The 14,586-nt window shown below is 68.0% G+C and carries 14 protein-coding genes and 1 riboswitch; of the genes, 9 read left to right on the top strand and 5 right to left on the bottom strand.

The window, feature by feature from the left end; genetic code table 11:
- The first annotated feature begins 28 nt into the window (after positions 1 to 28).
- On the top strand, positions 29 to 406 hold the full coding sequence (locus BLQ58_RS07790) for a hypothetical protein (protein WP_175459858.1): 378 nt from the start codon (positions 29 to 31) through the stop codon (positions 404 to 406).
- Here the strand turns inward: BLQ58_RS07790 and BLQ58_RS07785 are convergent.
- Positions 400 to 987 carry a histidine phosphatase family protein gene (locus BLQ58_RS07785; protein WP_139186075.1) on the bottom strand — a complete coding sequence of 196 codons (588 nt, stop codon included), beginning with the start codon at positions 985 to 987 and terminating at the stop codon, positions 400 to 402. The genes BLQ58_RS07790 and BLQ58_RS07785 overlap by 7 nt on opposite strands.
- Before the next feature lie 71 nt (positions 988 to 1,058).
- Positions 1,059 to 1,207: riboswitch (cobalamin riboswitch) on the top strand.
- A 34-nt stretch (positions 1,208 to 1,241) separates the two neighbouring features.
- Here BLQ58_RS07785 and BLQ58_RS07780 point away from each other — a divergent pair.
- Together BLQ58_RS07780 and BLQ58_RS07775 are read left to right on the top strand one after the other, a co-directional pair.
- A complete protein-coding gene (locus tag BLQ58_RS07780) occupies positions 1,242 to 1,466 on the top strand; it encodes a CbtB domain-containing protein (protein ID WP_092595979.1) in 225 nt (74 codons plus the stop codon).
- A 12-nt stretch (positions 1,467 to 1,478) separates the two neighbouring features.
- Complete coding sequence (locus tag BLQ58_RS07775; RefSeq protein ID WP_092595962.1) at positions 1,479 to 2,216, top strand: CbtA family protein; 738 nt, start codon at positions 1,479 to 1,481, stop codon at positions 2,214 to 2,216.
- Positions 2,217 to 2,234: 18 nt separating this feature from the next.
- Here the strand turns inward: BLQ58_RS07775 and BLQ58_RS07770 are convergent, their stop codons facing one another.
- Positions 2,235 to 2,582 (bottom strand): CzcE family metal-binding protein, encoded by a 348-nt coding sequence (locus BLQ58_RS07770; RefSeq protein ID WP_139186074.1) that lies wholly within the window; start codon positions 2,580 to 2,582, stop codon positions 2,235 to 2,237.
- Positions 2,583 to 2,869: 287 nt separating this feature from the next.
- Here BLQ58_RS07770 and BLQ58_RS07765 point away from each other — a divergent pair, with 287 nt between their 5' ends.
- From BLQ58_RS07765 to BLQ58_RS07750, 4 genes are all read left to right on the top strand, one after another.
- A complete protein-coding gene (locus BLQ58_RS07765; protein WP_254775838.1) occupies positions 2,870 to 3,868 on the top strand; it encodes a restriction endonuclease in 999 nt (332 codons plus the stop codon).
- 85 nt (positions 3,869 to 3,953) lie between these two features.
- Positions 3,954 to 4,709, top strand: coding sequence for a bifunctional NADP-dependent 3-hydroxy acid dehydrogenase/3-hydroxypropionate dehydrogenase YdfG (gene ydfG, locus BLQ58_RS07760; protein WP_092595959.1), 756 nt, complete (start codon positions 3,954 to 3,956; stop codon positions 4,707 to 4,709).
- 157 nt (positions 4,710 to 4,866) lie between these two features.
- The gene (locus tag BLQ58_RS07755) at positions 4,867 to 5,910 is read left to right on the top strand and encodes a catalase family peroxidase (protein WP_302847631.1); all 1,044 of its coding nucleotides are present in this window, start codon (positions 4,867 to 4,869) and stop codon (positions 5,908 to 5,910) included.
- Between the two features lie 12 nt (positions 5,911 to 5,922).
- Entirely contained in the window at positions 5,923 to 6,474 is a 552-nt protein-coding gene (locus tag BLQ58_RS07750) for a cytochrome b (RefSeq protein WP_092595956.1), read from the top strand.
- A 60-nt stretch (positions 6,475 to 6,534) separates the two neighbouring features.
- On the opposite strand, the gene BLQ58_RS07745 is transcribed toward BLQ58_RS07750, so the two are convergent.
- Both BLQ58_RS07745 and BLQ58_RS07740 read right to left on the bottom strand, forming a co-directional pair.
- Positions 6,535 to 7,281: a creatininase family protein gene (locus BLQ58_RS07745; protein WP_092595953.1), complete on the bottom strand. Its 747-nt coding sequence runs from the start codon at positions 7,279 to 7,281 to the stop codon at positions 6,535 to 6,537.
- A 57-nt stretch (positions 7,282 to 7,338) separates the two neighbouring features.
- Entirely contained in the window at positions 7,339 to 8,625 is a 1,287-nt protein-coding gene (locus BLQ58_RS07740; RefSeq protein ID WP_092595950.1) for an MFS transporter, read from the bottom strand.
- A gap of 165 nt (positions 8,626 to 8,790) precedes the next feature.
- On the opposite strand from BLQ58_RS07740, the gene BLQ58_RS07735 reads away from it, so the two are divergent.
- Positions 8,791 to 9,708: a LysR family transcriptional regulator gene (locus BLQ58_RS07735; protein WP_092595947.1), complete on the top strand. Its 918-nt coding sequence runs from the start codon at positions 8,791 to 8,793 to the stop codon at positions 9,706 to 9,708.
- Positions 9,709 to 9,744: 36 nt separating this feature from the next.
- On the opposite strand, the gene BLQ58_RS07730 is transcribed toward BLQ58_RS07735, so the two are convergent.
- Complete coding sequence (locus tag BLQ58_RS07730; protein ID WP_092595944.1) at positions 9,745 to 12,873, bottom strand: efflux RND transporter permease subunit; 3,129 nt, start codon at positions 12,871 to 12,873, stop codon at positions 9,745 to 9,747.
- Between the two features lie 409 nt (positions 12,874 to 13,282).
- Here BLQ58_RS07730 and BLQ58_RS07725 point away from each other — a divergent pair, with 409 nt between their 5' ends.
- A complete protein-coding gene (locus tag BLQ58_RS07725; protein WP_092595941.1) occupies positions 13,283 to 14,584 on the top strand; it encodes a dicarboxylate/amino acid:cation symporter in 1,302 nt (433 codons plus the stop codon).
- The last annotated feature ends 2 nt before the right edge of the window (positions 14,585 to 14,586 follow it).

Genomic DNA, 14,586 nt, shown 5'->3' with positions numbered 1-14,586 from the left:
AAAGGCGCCCAACGTGCGGGAGATATCGATGATCCGGCCCTTGCGCTTCACCCTTCTGGCGTGTCTGGCTCCCGTGCTGCTGGCGGGGTGCAATACCGCGCCTATTCCACCGGGCAAGTCGGTATCCGTGCAGGCAGCGCTCGACAACATTACGCGCGACATGTGCGCGTTCCGCCAGAAGTTCGCGCAATCGCCGCAGGGTGCCGCGATGGACAGCTATACCGTCGAACTGGTGCTGACCGTCGATGCCGAGCGGCAGCCGCCGGTGGCCGTGGCGCCCGATATCGCGTTCATGCCGACCGTGACCTACGGCAACACGCTGATGATGGCCAAGGACAGCCGGCTGGTGGTGACCTTCCGCAATACCGACCAGGGCGGGGCGGGGAGCTGCCCGCCGGCTCAGTAAGGTGGGGCGTCGGGCTGTGCCACGACCGGCACGGCGACCGACGTCACGCGCCACGCCACGCCATGGCCTGACAGCGTGGTGAGCGTCATCGGCGCGATATCGATCTGCATGGCGGCTCGCGCCGGCGCGCCCAGTGCATGCGCGACGACGGCACGGATCACGCTGGCGTGGGTGACGGCCAGGGTATGGCCGGGCGCGCGCCGCGACAGCCACAGCCCGGCACGTTCGTAGACCCGCGCCAGCGATTCGCCGCCGTGCGCGTGCATGTCCGGATCGGATAGCCACGCCGCCAGCGCCTCCGGCTCGGTCGTGCCGATATCCTTGAGCGACTGGCCGCGCCAGCGGCCGTAGTCCACTTCCCGCAACGATTGTTCCTCCGTCACGGTCAGGCCCAGGGCCCGCACGGTGTCGCGGGCACAGGTCGTCGGGCTGCACAGCACGCGGTCTGGCTGCCCGAGCTTGTCTGTCCAGCGGGCGGTCGGGACGGCGGCGCCTTCATCGAGGGCGTCATCGGCCGGAAAGCGCCCGGCGCGCAGGGCGGCCGTGGCGGGTACGCAGAGCAGGGTGAGGCGGCGGGTCATGTCGGCGGGCAAAGGTCTGGCTGATGCGGATGGCTGAGGGCTGATGCGCAAGGGCGGCGGCGATTAGGCGGATCGGCAGCCCCTCGACTAGAATGCACGGATTCCGAAGAGAGGAAGCCGGTGAGATGCCGGCACGGTCGCGCCACTGTATCCCGGGCTGCCCGCGTGTGATCGCGGGAGGCACCGGCAAGTCAGACCTTCTCCTCGGGCACAACCATCCGTCTCGGGACGCGTCATCCTCAAGGAGAATCCTCATGCACGCAAGCGCCAACCTTGCGCCGGCCATCGCGCCGACCATCGCGCCGGTCACGATCCCTGTCCGGGAACTGCTGCCCTGGGCCATCTTCGGCGGCATGCTGCTGCTCCTGGCCATCTATTTCGTAGGTGTGGAAGAGGGCGCCGCCGCCATCTTCAACACCATGTACGTGCATGAGTTCGTGCACGACGGCCGCCATCTGCTTGGCTTTCCCTGCCACTGACAAGGCCCCCTCATGGTGAGAAGTCTGCTGGTCCGCGGCATGATCGCGGGCCTTCTGGCCAGCCTGCTGGCCTTTGCGTTCGCGCGCGTGGTGGGTGAGCCGCAGGTGGAGGCGGCCATCGCCTTCGAGGAACAGGCGACCCACGCGATGGGCGGCAGCCATGCGCACGAGATGCCGGAACTGGTCAGTCGCGACACGCAGTCGGGCGTCGGCCTGTTTGTCGGGCTGGGCGTGTTCGGCGCCGCGCTGGGCGGCCTGTTCGCGCTGGTCTTCGCGTTTGTCCATGGCCGTCTGGGCGCCCTGGGCGTCCGGGCCACCTCGGGCCTGCTGGCGCTGCTGGGCTATATCGCGATCGTGCTGGTGCCGTTCTTCAAGTACCCGCCGAATCCGCCGGCCATCGGCGATCCGTCCACCATCGGGCTGCGCACGGCGCTGTTCTTCACGATGATCGGTGTGTCGCTGGCGGCCATGGTGGTATCGGTGGTGGCGGCGCGCCGGCTGGGCGCGCAGCGCGACGGCTGGACGGTGGGCCTTGCGGCCGGCGCGATCTTCGTGGTGCTGGCCGCGCTGGCGCATGCGCTGCTGCCGGGGATCAACGAGGTGCCCGCGCATTTCCCGGCCACGCTGCTGTGGCAGTACCGCGTGGCGGCGTTCGGCATCCAGGCGGTGCTGTGGGCGGCGCTGGGCATCGTGTTCGCCCATCTGGCCGGTCCGGTCATGGCGCCGGGCCGTCGCGCTTCGCGCGCGTAAGGTCGGCCCGCAGGCCGCTCAGCCCGCGCTGTACACCTCGCTCGGAGCCACGTGGATGTAGACGCCGCTGGCCTGTTGCGTGCCAGGCATCAGCACGCGCAGCGGCATCGTGGCGCCGTTCAGTGCCTCAAGAAAGGTCCAGTTGACGGTCTGGCCGCCAGCCCGGATGGCCACCGATTCGCCCGATGCCACGGTGACAAAGCGGGTGTCCGGGCCGATGGTGAGGGTACGGCCGACGGTCTGCGCGGTCGCCGGACTGCCGAACAAAGCGGCGTCATGGCTGACGGGGGTGGGCGCGGGGGCGCTCCAGGCCAGTACAGGGGCGAGAAGCAGGGCAGGCGTCAGGAGAGTCTTCGAGGTCATCATGGTGTGGTTGTGATCGGCTCCGTTTGAACCGTACAGAAAGCCTACGCCTCGGCCATCAATTCCCAAAATGACTTGCATCCACGAAATCAAGTCGAAAAAGGAATGAAAAACGCGGGATTTGTGCGCTGTACCCCCCGAAAGACGGGTGTGGATGCGATACAACCCGGCCGCAAGACATCTTCGATACATTTGGCATTTTCCGGGCGCACACGCATGACTGGACGGGACCGGTCGGGCGCCTCGGACACCATCAAGAACAAAAAAGAGGCGGGTCAATGGTTCGTGGGATGAACGCGCAGGCGCGCGCGCAGTCGCAGCGGCAATGGGGGCGGCATTCAGTCGTCGGCACGCTGATCGAGGCGCCGTGGTGGATGACGGCGCTGCTGGGCGCCGCCTGCTTCTTTACGCTCTACGCGGTCATGCCGGGCGTCATCGGGTTTCTGGTTCAGGCGCGCGCGTTGCCCCACGCCGCGTCGGGCCTGTCCGGCTTGCTCCGCCTGGCGGCGTCCGTGGTGGCGGCGATGACCGCGATCCTGGCCTGGAAGGCGCACCGCCACGCCGGAGAGCGCCGCCAGCAGGAAGCACACCGGCGGATGGCGCCGCGTCGCCGCCCCGTGGCGCCGCCGGCCGGGCTGCGTCCCTATGCCGATACGGTCAGGACGGTGCCGCCGGCCCGCGCCGCGGCCAACGCTGCAGCCGGGGCACCGCTACCGGCGGGGCCACGGCCGATCCCCCCATCCGTCCGCGAATGGTCGCTCGACGCGCTCCGCCAACTCGAATGGAAACGCTTCGAGCTGCTATGCGTGGCGTACTACGAAGCCATGGGTTTCAAGGTGAAGACCGTGCCGAATGGCCCGGACGGGGGCGTCGATGCCACGCTGTACAAACGCGGCCAGCGCGCGCCGCTGGCGGTCGTGCAATGCAAGGCGTGGAACCGGCCGGTCAAGGTGGAACAGGTGCGGGCGCTGGGCGGCGCGATGCTGGAGCGCCAGGTGCGGCGGGGCGTGTTCTGGTCGCTGTCCGGCTACGTGGGCCGGCCCGTGCAGGCGTCGGCCGAACGCGCGGGCATCCAGCTGCTCGATGGCGAGGCCATCGTCGCCCGCATCCGGGCGCTGCCGGCCGAGACGCAGGCCATGCTGATGGAGTCGGCGTTCGCCGGCGATTTCCACACGCCCAGCTGCGCGGCCTGTGGCGTCAAGCTGGTGGCGCGCCACGGCAAGGCCGGCCCGTTCTGGGGCTGCCTGAATTTCCCGCGCTGCCGGGTGATCCTGCCGCGCGCCGCGTAATATCGATCTGCATCCGCTGACCCCCGGGTTCGCGGGCAACGGTGTAGTATCCGGGGCCCAACCCGATTCAAGCTGGAGAGCCAACATGATCGTATTCGTCACCGGAGCCACTGCCGGATTCGGCGCCGCCATCGCCCGCCGCTTCGTCAACGCCGGCCACCGCGTCATCGCCGCCGGCCGCCGTGAAGACCGGCTGCGGGCCCTTGTCGACGAACTGGGCCGCGACAACGTGCTGCCGCTGGTACTGGACGTGCGGGACCGCGATGCCGTGTTTGCCGCCGTGGCCGACCTGCCCGCCGACTACGCCCAGATCGACCTGCTGGTGAACAACGCCGGCCTGGCCCTGGGCCTGGAGCCCGCGCACCGCGCCGACCTGGACCAGTGGGAAACAATGATCGACACCAACGTCACGGGCCTGGTGACCATGACCCGCGCGGTGCTGCCGGGCATGGTCGAGCGCAACCGTGGCCATGTGATCAATATCGGTTCGGTGGCCGGCGCCTATTCCTACCCGGGCGGCAACGTGTACGGCGCCACCAAGGCCTTCGTGCACCAGTTCTCGCTGAACCTGCGTGCCGACCTGACCGGCACCCGCGTGCGCGTGACCGATGTGGCCCCGGGGCTGGTAGGCGGCACGGAATTCTCCAATGTGCGCTTCAGCGGCGACCAGTCGCGCGTGGACAAGGTCTACGAAGGCGCCGACGCGCTGACGCCCGACGATATTGCCGAGACCGTGTTCTGGGCCGCCACGCTGCCGGCGCGGGTCAATATCAACTACCTCGAAGTGATGCCGGTGACACAGTCGTTCAGCGCACTGTCGATTACCCGCGAGAAACCGTAAGCGGTTTCGGATTCGCCCGGCAGCCGGACGCAGCCGGGCGATTTTTTTTCGGGCGGGTGGAATACTCCCCCGGCGTTGCGCGTATACCGGATGAGTCCTCACGCACCGGGAGTACGCATTGACCGACAACACCCCCACATCACAATCGGGCACGCGCATCTGCGTGCCCTGCCGCCTGGGCGCCATCGGCGCCGTGGTGCTCGTCCTGGCCGGCGGCTTTGCCTACACGGGCGGGTGGATCGCGCCGCACCGGCTATCCACCCAGGCCATCGTCAACCAGTTCCAGCGCAACGACGGGCTGCACGAAGGGTTCCGGCGCAATCACGCCAAGGGCGTCTGCGTCGAAGGCTATTTCGAGAGCACGGGAGCGGCCGCGCAGCTGTCGAAGGCCGGCGTGTTTGCCCAGGGCCGTACGCCCGTGATCGGGCGCCTGGCCATTCCGGGCGGCAATCCGCAGGCGCCCGACGGCAGCGTGCCGATCCGCAGCTTCGCGCTGATGTTCAGGCAGGCGGACGGCCAGCAGTGGCGCACCGGCATGAACTCGGTGCCGCTGTTCCCGGTGCATACGCCAGAGCAGTTCTACGGGCTGCTGCAGGCCAGCCAGCCCGATCCGGCCACGCACAAGCCCGATCCCGCCCGCATCAAGGCCTTCGCAGAAGCCAACCCCACACTTGGCGCGTTCCAGGGCTGGGTCAAGAGCCATCCGCCGTCGTCGAGCTTCGCCAATGGCGCCTATTACAGCGTCAACGCGTTCTATCTGGTCGACGGGTCGGGCAAGCGGCAGGCCGTGCGCTGGTCGGTGCAGCCCGAGCTGCCTTATGCCCCGCTGACCGACGCCGAGAAGGGCGAGGCGTCGTTCCTGGCCGCCGACCTCACCCGGAAGCTGGCTGCTGGCCCGCTGCGCTGGCGCCTGATGCTGACGCTGGGCGCGCCCGGCGACCCCACCGACGATGCCACGCAGGCCTGGCCCGATGACCGCCAGCAGCTGGACGCCGGCACGCTTGTGATCGAGCGCGCCAGTACGCAGGCCGATGGCGGCGTTTGCCGCGACGTCAATTTCGATCCCACCGTGCTGCCATCGGGCATTGCCGCGTCGAACGACCCGCTGCTGGCCGCGCGCTCGGCGGCCTATGCGGTGTCTTACCAGCGCCGCACGCGCGAAGAAGCCCTCGACGCGCACGGACAGCAGGCATCCCGATAAAAGGAACCAGGCATGAAGGCTACGCATACGCAATTCAGCGGCTTGCAGAAGCTGCTGCACTGGCTGATGGCCGTGCTGATCCTGTCGATGCTGTTTGTCGGGGTCGGGATGGTCTTTACCGTTTCGCGCGCGCACGACACGCTCGTGGCGCTGCACCGGCCGCTGGGCATCGCCTTGCTGCTGCTGGTGATCGTCCGCCTGGCGGTGCGCCTGCGGCGTGGCGCGCCGCCGCTGCCGGACAGCATTCCCGCCGCGCAGCGCGTCATCGCCAAGGCATCGCACTACGTGCTCTACGCGCTGATGCTGGCCATGCCGCTGGTCGGCTGGGGCATGCTGTCGGCGGGCGGCTATCCGGTGACGATGGCCGGCGGCTTCCACCTGCCGCCGATCCTGCCGGCCAACGTGACGCTGTTTGCATTGCTGCGGACCTTGCACACGTGGCTGGGGCTGACGCTGTTCGCGGTGGTGCTGCTGCATCTGGCCGCCGCGCTGCTGCATGCGCTGGTGCTGCGCGACGGGGTGTTCCAGGCGATGGCACCGGGTGGACGCCGGCAGTATCGATGATCCGGCTGTTGTCTTCCCTCTGCCGCCGCACGGGAGAGGGAAGCAACACTATCTCGGCGGTTACACCGCGGTCTCGCCCCCGAAGGCCGCCAGTTCCTTGACCAGGCTGCTGGCGGCCAGCTCCACCAGGGCGCGGCCCTTTTCCGGCGTGGCCTGGTTCGGGTCCGAACCCATGCGGCCGTCGGGAAAGCGGGCACGGAAGTCCAGCGCCTCGCGGATCGGCCCGGACGGCGCGATGCGCGGCGCGTAGTCGGCGTGCTTGATCGCATGCGCGTACGCGTACTGCGTGACGGCGATCTCCGACGGCGTGGCGTGCGCGCCGTGGCCAGTCGGGAACATCTCCCTGGCCAGTTCGTTCACGCCTTCGAGGTCCCACCAGTTGGTGAGTTTCATCGCAAAGCCGGCACGGCGCCCCGCGAAGCTCGACTCGGCGTAGATCTCGGAAAACGCCGCCTCGATCGAGGCGATATTGCCGCCGTGGCCGTTCAGGAACAGGATCTTCTCGAAGCCATGGCGGGCCAGCGAGCGCGTCCAGTCGACGATGGCCGCAATGAACGTCGTCGGGCGCAGCGAGATGGTGCCCGCAAAGCCCAGGTGGTGCTGGGCCATGCCGATGTTGAAGGTGGGTGCCACCAGGATGTCGGCCTGCTGCTCGGCCGCGCGGCAGATGATCTCCGGGCACATCCAGTCGGTACCCAGCAGGCCCGTGGGCCCGTGCTGCTCGTTGGAGCCGATCGGGATGACGATGGTCCGGCTGCGCTTCAGGTACTGCTCGATTTCAGACCAGGTGGACAGGTACAGCAGCATGATTGACTCCTAGTTGTACGTGGGGTGTTGCGGGGAGGGCTTCGGATGGGATGCGGCTCAGTGCCGGGCGGGCAGCCGGTTGGCCAGGATGATCAGCGCGGCAGCGAGCGGCATGGCGGCGATGATCAGCACACCGGGATGCAGGCTGCCGCTGGCCGACTTGGCCCAGCCGATGATGGCGGGGCCCCAGAAGCCGCCCGACAGCCCGATGGTGTTGATCAGCGCGATGCCGCCGGCAGCCGCGGGCCCCTTGATGTATTCGGACGGCATGGCCCAGAACACCGTGTAGGTCATCCACAGCGTGGTGGTGCCCAGCGTCAGCAGGGCGATGGTGGCCGCGAGGTTGCCGTCGGCCAGGGTCGACCCGGCCAGCAGCGCGGCACCGGCCAGCGCCGGCACGGCGGCGTGGTAGCGGCGCTCGCGCTTGCGGTCCGAGCGGCGCCCCATGTAGAGCATGCCGATGGCACCGCCCACATAGGGCAGGGCCGTGTACCAGCCCAGCTGCACGGTGTCGTTGACGCCCTGTGCCTTGATCAGCGTCGGCAGCCAGAAGCTCAGCGCATAGATGGCGGCGATCACGCAGAAGTACGCAAACGCCAGCACATAGACCTTGGGGTCGCGCGCCACGGCGCCAAACGAGTGCCTGTGCGCGGCGGGCACGGCCAGTTCCTGTTCCAGCAGGCGTTTTTCGTCGGCGGTGAGCCAGTTGGCGTCGGCGGGCCGGTCGGGCACCAGCTTCCAGGCCAGCACGCCCAGCACCAGGCAGGGCAGGCCCTCGACCAGGAACATCCATTGCCAGCCGGCCAGCCCGGCATGGCCAGCCAGCGCGGTCATCAGCCCCGCCGACAGCGGGCCGCCGACGATGCCGCCGATCGGACCGGCCAGGAACACGATGGCGATGGCGCGTGCCATGCGCTGCGGGCCGTACCAGCACGACAGGTAATAGATCATGCCCGGCGCAAAGCCGGCTTCGAACACGCCCAGCAGGAAGCGCATGGCGTAGAACGTGGGTACGTCCCGCACGAACAGCATGCAGGCCGACGTGATGCCCCAGAGCACCAGGATGCGACTGAACGTCTTGCGCGCGCCGATGCGCGGCAGCATCAGGTTGCTCGGGATCTCGAACAGCACGTAGCCGATGAAGAAGATGCCGGCGCCCACGCCGTAGGCGGCATCGGAAAAGCCCAGGTCGCCCTGCATCTGGAGCTTGGCAAAGCCGACATTGACGCGGTCCAGGTACGCAAACAGGTAGCAGACCAGCAGGAACGGCAGCAGCCGCAGGTTGATCTTCTGGTACAGCGCTGCGGTGCCGTCTACGGCGGCGGGGTTCGACATCACTAACATTTGCCAGTCTCCAGAGCGTTGTGATGGTTGTGGGATTGGCTTCGATAGTGGCAGCCGCGTAGACTGACACCAACAGCAACAAAGTTCACACTTCGTTCTTCTGAAGGCAACGCAGCGACATATGGCGCACTAAAAGTGGCTTTTGGATAACAAAAAGGCAAGGCGATGCGCGAAATCAACCAGCAGCGGCTGCGATATTTCCGGGAAGTGCTGGCCCATGGCACGATCCGGGGCGCGGCCGAGAGCCTCAATACGTCGCCGTCGGTCATCACGCGCCAGATCCGGCTGCTGGAAGAGGAACTGGGCACGACGCTGTTCGAGCGGCAGGCGCGCGGCGTGCGGCCCACCGAGGCGGCCGCGCACCTGCTGGAGTTCTGGCGCGGCTACCGCTCGCACCAGGAAAAGCTTGAAGACCAGCTACACGCGCTGATGGGGCTGCAGCAGGGCATGGTGCAGATCGTGCTGAGCGAGGGTTACGTCGATGCGCTGGTCAACGAGGTGGTGGCGCCGTTCTGCGCGCAGTACCCCATGGTCGATATCCGCATGGAAATCCTGCCCGTGGACGACGTGCTCAACGAGGTGGCCGAAAGCCGGGCCCATATCGGCCTGGCCTACAACCCGCCGCTGCACCCGCGCATCGAATACCGCGCCAGCTCGGCGCAGCCGATCGTGCTGCTGACGCGTCACGATCACCCGCTGGCGCTGCGGGGCGGACCGGTCACCATCCAGGACGTGATGGACTATCCGCTGGCGCTGATGCCCGAGTCCTACGGCATCGGGCACGCGGCCAGGATGCTGGAATTCGCCGAGAACATCCGCATCCGGCCCACGCTGGTCACCAATTCGCTGTCGGCGCTCAAGCAGTTCGTGGCCTGCGACGATTTCGTGACGCTGATCGGCCAGTTCGCCGCCTACCGCGAGGTGGCCGCCGGCAGCCTGGCCACCGTGCCGATCGACCATCCGCTGTTCCGGGGCACGCAGGCCCGGCTGCTGGTCAAGGCAGGGCGCCCGCTGCCGGCGGCGGCGCTGGAGGTGCTGGCCTATATCCAGCATCGCATGGGCATCTTCGCCGAGGGCGGCTGAGCGGGGCCGCGGAATCGCCGCCCAGCCCGCACGGCGTCAGGCGCCGGTGGTGTCGGCCGTCGGGGCGGTTGTCGCCTTCCTCGCCGCCGACCATCGCGCAATCCACGCATACAGCAGCGGAATCACCAGCGTGCCCAGCAGGGTGGCGCCCAGCATGCCGCCCAGCACGCCGGTGCCCACCGCGCGCTGCGCGCCGGCGCCGGGGCCGGTGCTGATGGCCAACGGCACCACGCCGAGGATGAACGCCAGCGATGTCATGACCACGGGCCGCAGCCGCTGACGGGCCGCCTGGGTTGCGGCCTGCACGCGCTCCATGCCGCCGCGCCGCAGCTGCTCGGCGTACTCGACTATCAGGATCGCGTTCTTGGCCGCCAGTCCCATGATGACGACCACGCCCACCTTGAAGTAGACGTCGTTGGGCAGCCCGCGCAGCCAGACGGCGGCGGCCGCGCCCATCAGGCCGGTGGGCACGATGGCCAGTACGGCCAGCGGCAGCGTCCAGCTTTCATAGAGCGCCACCAGGCACAGGAAGATGAACAGCAGCGACAGCGCAAACAGCCACGGCGCCTGCGTGCCGCTTTGCTGCTGCTCGAACGCGCGGCCATTCCAGCGTACCTCGTAGTCGGGGCCCAGTTCCCGGACCATGGCTTCGAGTCTGGCCATCGCCGCGCCGGTGCTGACGCCGGGCGCCGTATCGGCGTTGATCCGCACCGATGTCAGGCCGTTGTAGCGTTCCAGCGTCGATTCGCTGTTGCCCCATTCCAGCGTGGCGAATGCGCCCAGCGACACCATCTGGCCGCTGGCGTTGCGCACGTGCACGCGCGCCAGGTGGGCGGCCTGCATGCGGAAGGGCGCATCGGCCTGCAGGATCACCCGGCGCACGCGGCCTTCGCGGGCCAGTTCGTCGATATAGCGCGAGCCGATCGTGGCCGACAGCGCGTGATGGATCGCCTCGGCGTCCACGCCGAAGCTCTCGGCCTTGCGATAGTCGATGGCCAGGTCCAGCGCCGGCGTGGGCTGGCCGGCGGTGGCGCGCACCTCGCCAAACAGCGGATCGGCCTTGGCGCGCGCGATCAGTTTGTCGCGGGCGGCGTAAAGGTCCTGCCGGCCGCCTTCGCGGCGCGTCACCAGCCGCATGTCGAGGCCGCTGGTGCTGCCCAGTTCGGGCAGGGCGGTGCCGTTGTACGGGTAGAGCTGCGCTTCACCCCGGCCGGGCCACGCTTCCAGGCCCTTGCTCAGGCGCGCCAGCACGACGTCGGCTGCATTGGCGCGGCCGCGCCGCTGCCAGTCGTCCAGCGACAGGAACACGCTCGCGCGCTGCTCGCCGGAGCCGCCGTTGTTCCAGCCCAGCAGCGAGAACGTGGTCTTGATCGGGAATTTCTCCTGCGTCATCCACTGTTCCAGCCGGGCGATGGTCTCGCGCGTCTGGGCCTGGGTGCTGCCCGGCGGCAGTTCCACGTCGATCACCAGTTCGCCGGTGTCTTCTTCGGGCAGGAAGCCGCCCGGCAACTGCCAGAGCATCAGCGCGCAGGCCGCCGTCATGGCCAGGTAGACCGCCAGCCAGCGCAGGCGCCGTTGCTGCAGCCGGTGGATCCAGCCGGCATAGCGCGTGGTGAAGGCGGCAAAGCGGGCTTCGAACCAGGCCAGCGGACCCCGCGCGGGCGCGGCGCCGTGACGCAGCAGCGTGGCGCACATGGCCGGCGCCAGCGTCAGCGCAAAGAACAGCGAGAACGCGATCGAGATCGCCAGCGTCATGGCGAAATGGCGGTAGATCACGCCCACCGCGCTGTCCATGAATGTCATCGGCACGAACACCGCGCACAGCACCAGCGTGACGGCCAGCAGCGCGCCCGAGACCTCGCGCATCGAGCGCGACGCGGCTGTGAACGCATCCACGCCGTCCTCGCGCATGATGCGCTCGACGTTTTCCACGACCACGATGGCGTCGTCGACCAGGATGCCGATGGCCAGCACCACGCCAAACAGCGTGATCACGTTCAGCGACAGCCCGAACGCCTGCAGGCAGGCCACCGTGCCCAGCAGCGACACCGGCACCACGACGCACGGGATCAGCGTGGCGCGCAGGTTGCCAAGGAACAGCCACAGGATCAGGAACACCAGCACCGTGGCCTCGCCCAGCGTCACCAGCACGCGCGTGATCGAGTTCTGCACGAAGTGGGCGGTGTCGTAGGAGATGTCGTACGCCACGCCGGCCGGAAAACCCCGCGCAGCCTCGTCCAGCGCCGCGCGCACGGTGCGCGAGGTGGCCAGCACGTTGGCGCCATCGGCCAGTTTCAGGCCCATCGACGCGGCCTCGCGGCCATTGAGCGACGAGGTGTAGCGGAAGTCCGCGGCGGCCATTTCCACGCGCGCCACATCGCGCAGCAGTACCGCCGAGCCGTCCCTGGCCGGCCGCAGCACGATGCGTTCGAACGATTCCGCACTGGCCAGCGGCGCGGGCGGCCTCACGATGGCCTGGAACGGTTGGCCGGGCGCGGCGGGCGCGCCGCCAAGCTGGCCGGGCGTGACGCTGCCGTTGCGGCCGCGGATGGCCGTTTCGACATCGGCGGTGGTCAGGCCGTAGGCGTGCAGCTGGTCGGGGTTGAACCAGACACGCAGCGCGTATTCGGCACTGTACGGTTCCACCTTGCCGATGCCGGGCAGGCGACGCAGCATGGGCAGCACCGTGCCCGCCGCATAGTCGGCCAGCGCGGTTTCCGACATCGTGCCGGTCTTCGAGATCAGCGACACGTACATGAACGGGCTGGCGCTGGCCTGGTCGACGTAGACGCCGCTGCGTCGCACCACCTCGGGCAGCAGCGGCTCGGCCTGCGCCACGCGGTTGCGCACGTTGACCTGCGCCAGTTGCGGATCGGTGCCCTGTTTGAACCCGATGGTGACCGTGGCCGTGCCGGCCTCGCTGTTCGAGTCGATGTAGAGCAGCCCGGGAATGCCGTGCATCTGCTGCTCCAGCACGGCCGTCACGCGGTCTTCCACGGTGCGCGCGGTGGCGCCGGGGTAGTCGGCGTACAGGATCACCATCGGCGGGGCCACGGCCGGGTATTGCGCCACCGGGATGCGGTTTAGCGCGACCAGGCCCGCAACCATGGTCAGGATGGCCAGCACCCACGCAAACGCGGGGCGGCGGAGGAAGAAATGCGCCATAGATGACGAACGACTGCTAACACCGTGCATCGCGCCCGGCCATGCGGCGGCGCGCCGAGACTCGGCGTGGGTTGGGTAGGTATCGCAATATCTGCCGCCGCGGGGCGGTGGGAATGCCGGGCGGTCGGTGGGCCGGTGAGGCCCGGTGGCACGGTCAACGCGGCCCGATGGCTCGGTCGGGCGGCGCAGCGCGCGCTTTTGGGTATGACGCTCCGGCCGCGTCGGGCCGGTGGCGAGTGTGGCGAATTATAAACATCGCCCCTTGTTGGTGCAATCAAAGGAAATGCTATGCATCAGCGGAGGCCGGCATGGCCGTTTCCGGATTTGCCCATGGCACACCCGCGACCTATCGTTACAGGTGCAGACCTCGGCGCAGGACTTCCATACGGCCACCCCCAAAGGAGACGTCATGAGCAAGAAGTCAAATATCACGACCTGGATCCTGATTGCGATGATCCTGGGCGCAGTGGTCGGCTATGCATGCAACACGGCGTTCCCCGATCCGAAGGTGGCCAAGGATATCGCCGGGTATATCTCGATCATCACCGACGTCTTCCTGCGGCTGATCAAGATGATCATCGCGCCACTGGTGTTCTCGACGCTGGTGATCGGTATCGCGCACATGGGTGATGCCAGTACGGTGGGGCGCGTCGGGGTGAAGGCGCTGGGGTGGTTCATCACCGCGTCGCTGGTATCGCTGACGCTGGGCCTGGTCATGGCCACGCTGCTGCATCCGGGCGTGAATATCGGCCTGCCGCTGCCCGACGTGGGTGCCGCCACCAACCTGAAGACCAACGCGTTCACGCTCAAGGATTTCGTGGCCCACCTGGTGCCCAAATCGGTGGCCGAGGCCATGGCCAACAACGAAATCCTGCAGATCGTGGTGTTTTCGATCTTCTTCGGCACGGCGATTGCCACGCTGGGCGAGCGCGGCGCACGCATGGCCGCCGTGATCGAGGATCTGGCGCAGATCATGCTGAAGATCACCGGCGCGGTGATGTGGCTGGCCCCCGTCGCGGTGTTCGCGGCGATTGCATCGACGGTGACCACGCAGGGGCTGGGCATCCTGATCACGTTCGCCAAGTTCATGGGCAGTTTCTACCTGGCGCTGTTCGTGCTCTGGGGGCTGCTGACGCTGGCCGGCTTCCTGTTCCTGGGCAAGCGCGTGTTCGAACTGGTGCGGCTGATCCGCGAGCCGTTCCTGCTGTCGTTCTCGACGGCCAGTTCCGAGGCCGCCTATCCGAAGCTGCTCGACTCGCTCGACCGCTTCGGCGTGAATCGCAAAATCTCCAGTTTTGTGCTGCCGCTGGGCTACTCGTTCAACCTGGACGGCTCGATGATGTACTGCACGTTCGCGGTGCTGTTCATCGCGCAGGCCTATGACATCCATCTGCCGATGGGCACGCAGATCACGATGCTGCTGTTGCTGATGCTGACCTCGAAGGGCATGGCGGGCGTGCCGCGCGCGTCGCTGGTGGTGATCGCGGCGACGCTGAACCAGTTCGGCATCCCCGAGGCCGGGCTGCTGCTGATCATGGGCGTGGACCAGTTCCTGGACATGGGCCGCTCGGCCACCAACGCTGTGGGCAATTCGATTGCGGCCGCCGTGGTGGCCAAGTGGGAAGGGCAACTGGCCAGCGGGCCGGTGCCCGAGACCGAGAAGGACATACCGGGAGAGGAGCCCCGCACGCCCGGCACCGCGGAGGCCTGACG

The sequence above is a fragment of the Ralstonia sp. 25mfcol4.1 genome, from assembly GCF_900104095.1.
Taxonomy (GTDB): domain Bacteria; phylum Pseudomonadota; class Gammaproteobacteria; order Burkholderiales; family Burkholderiaceae; genus Cupriavidus.
Note: the sequence above shows the minus strand (reverse complement) of the source record. Positions and strands in the feature narration are given on the sequence as shown.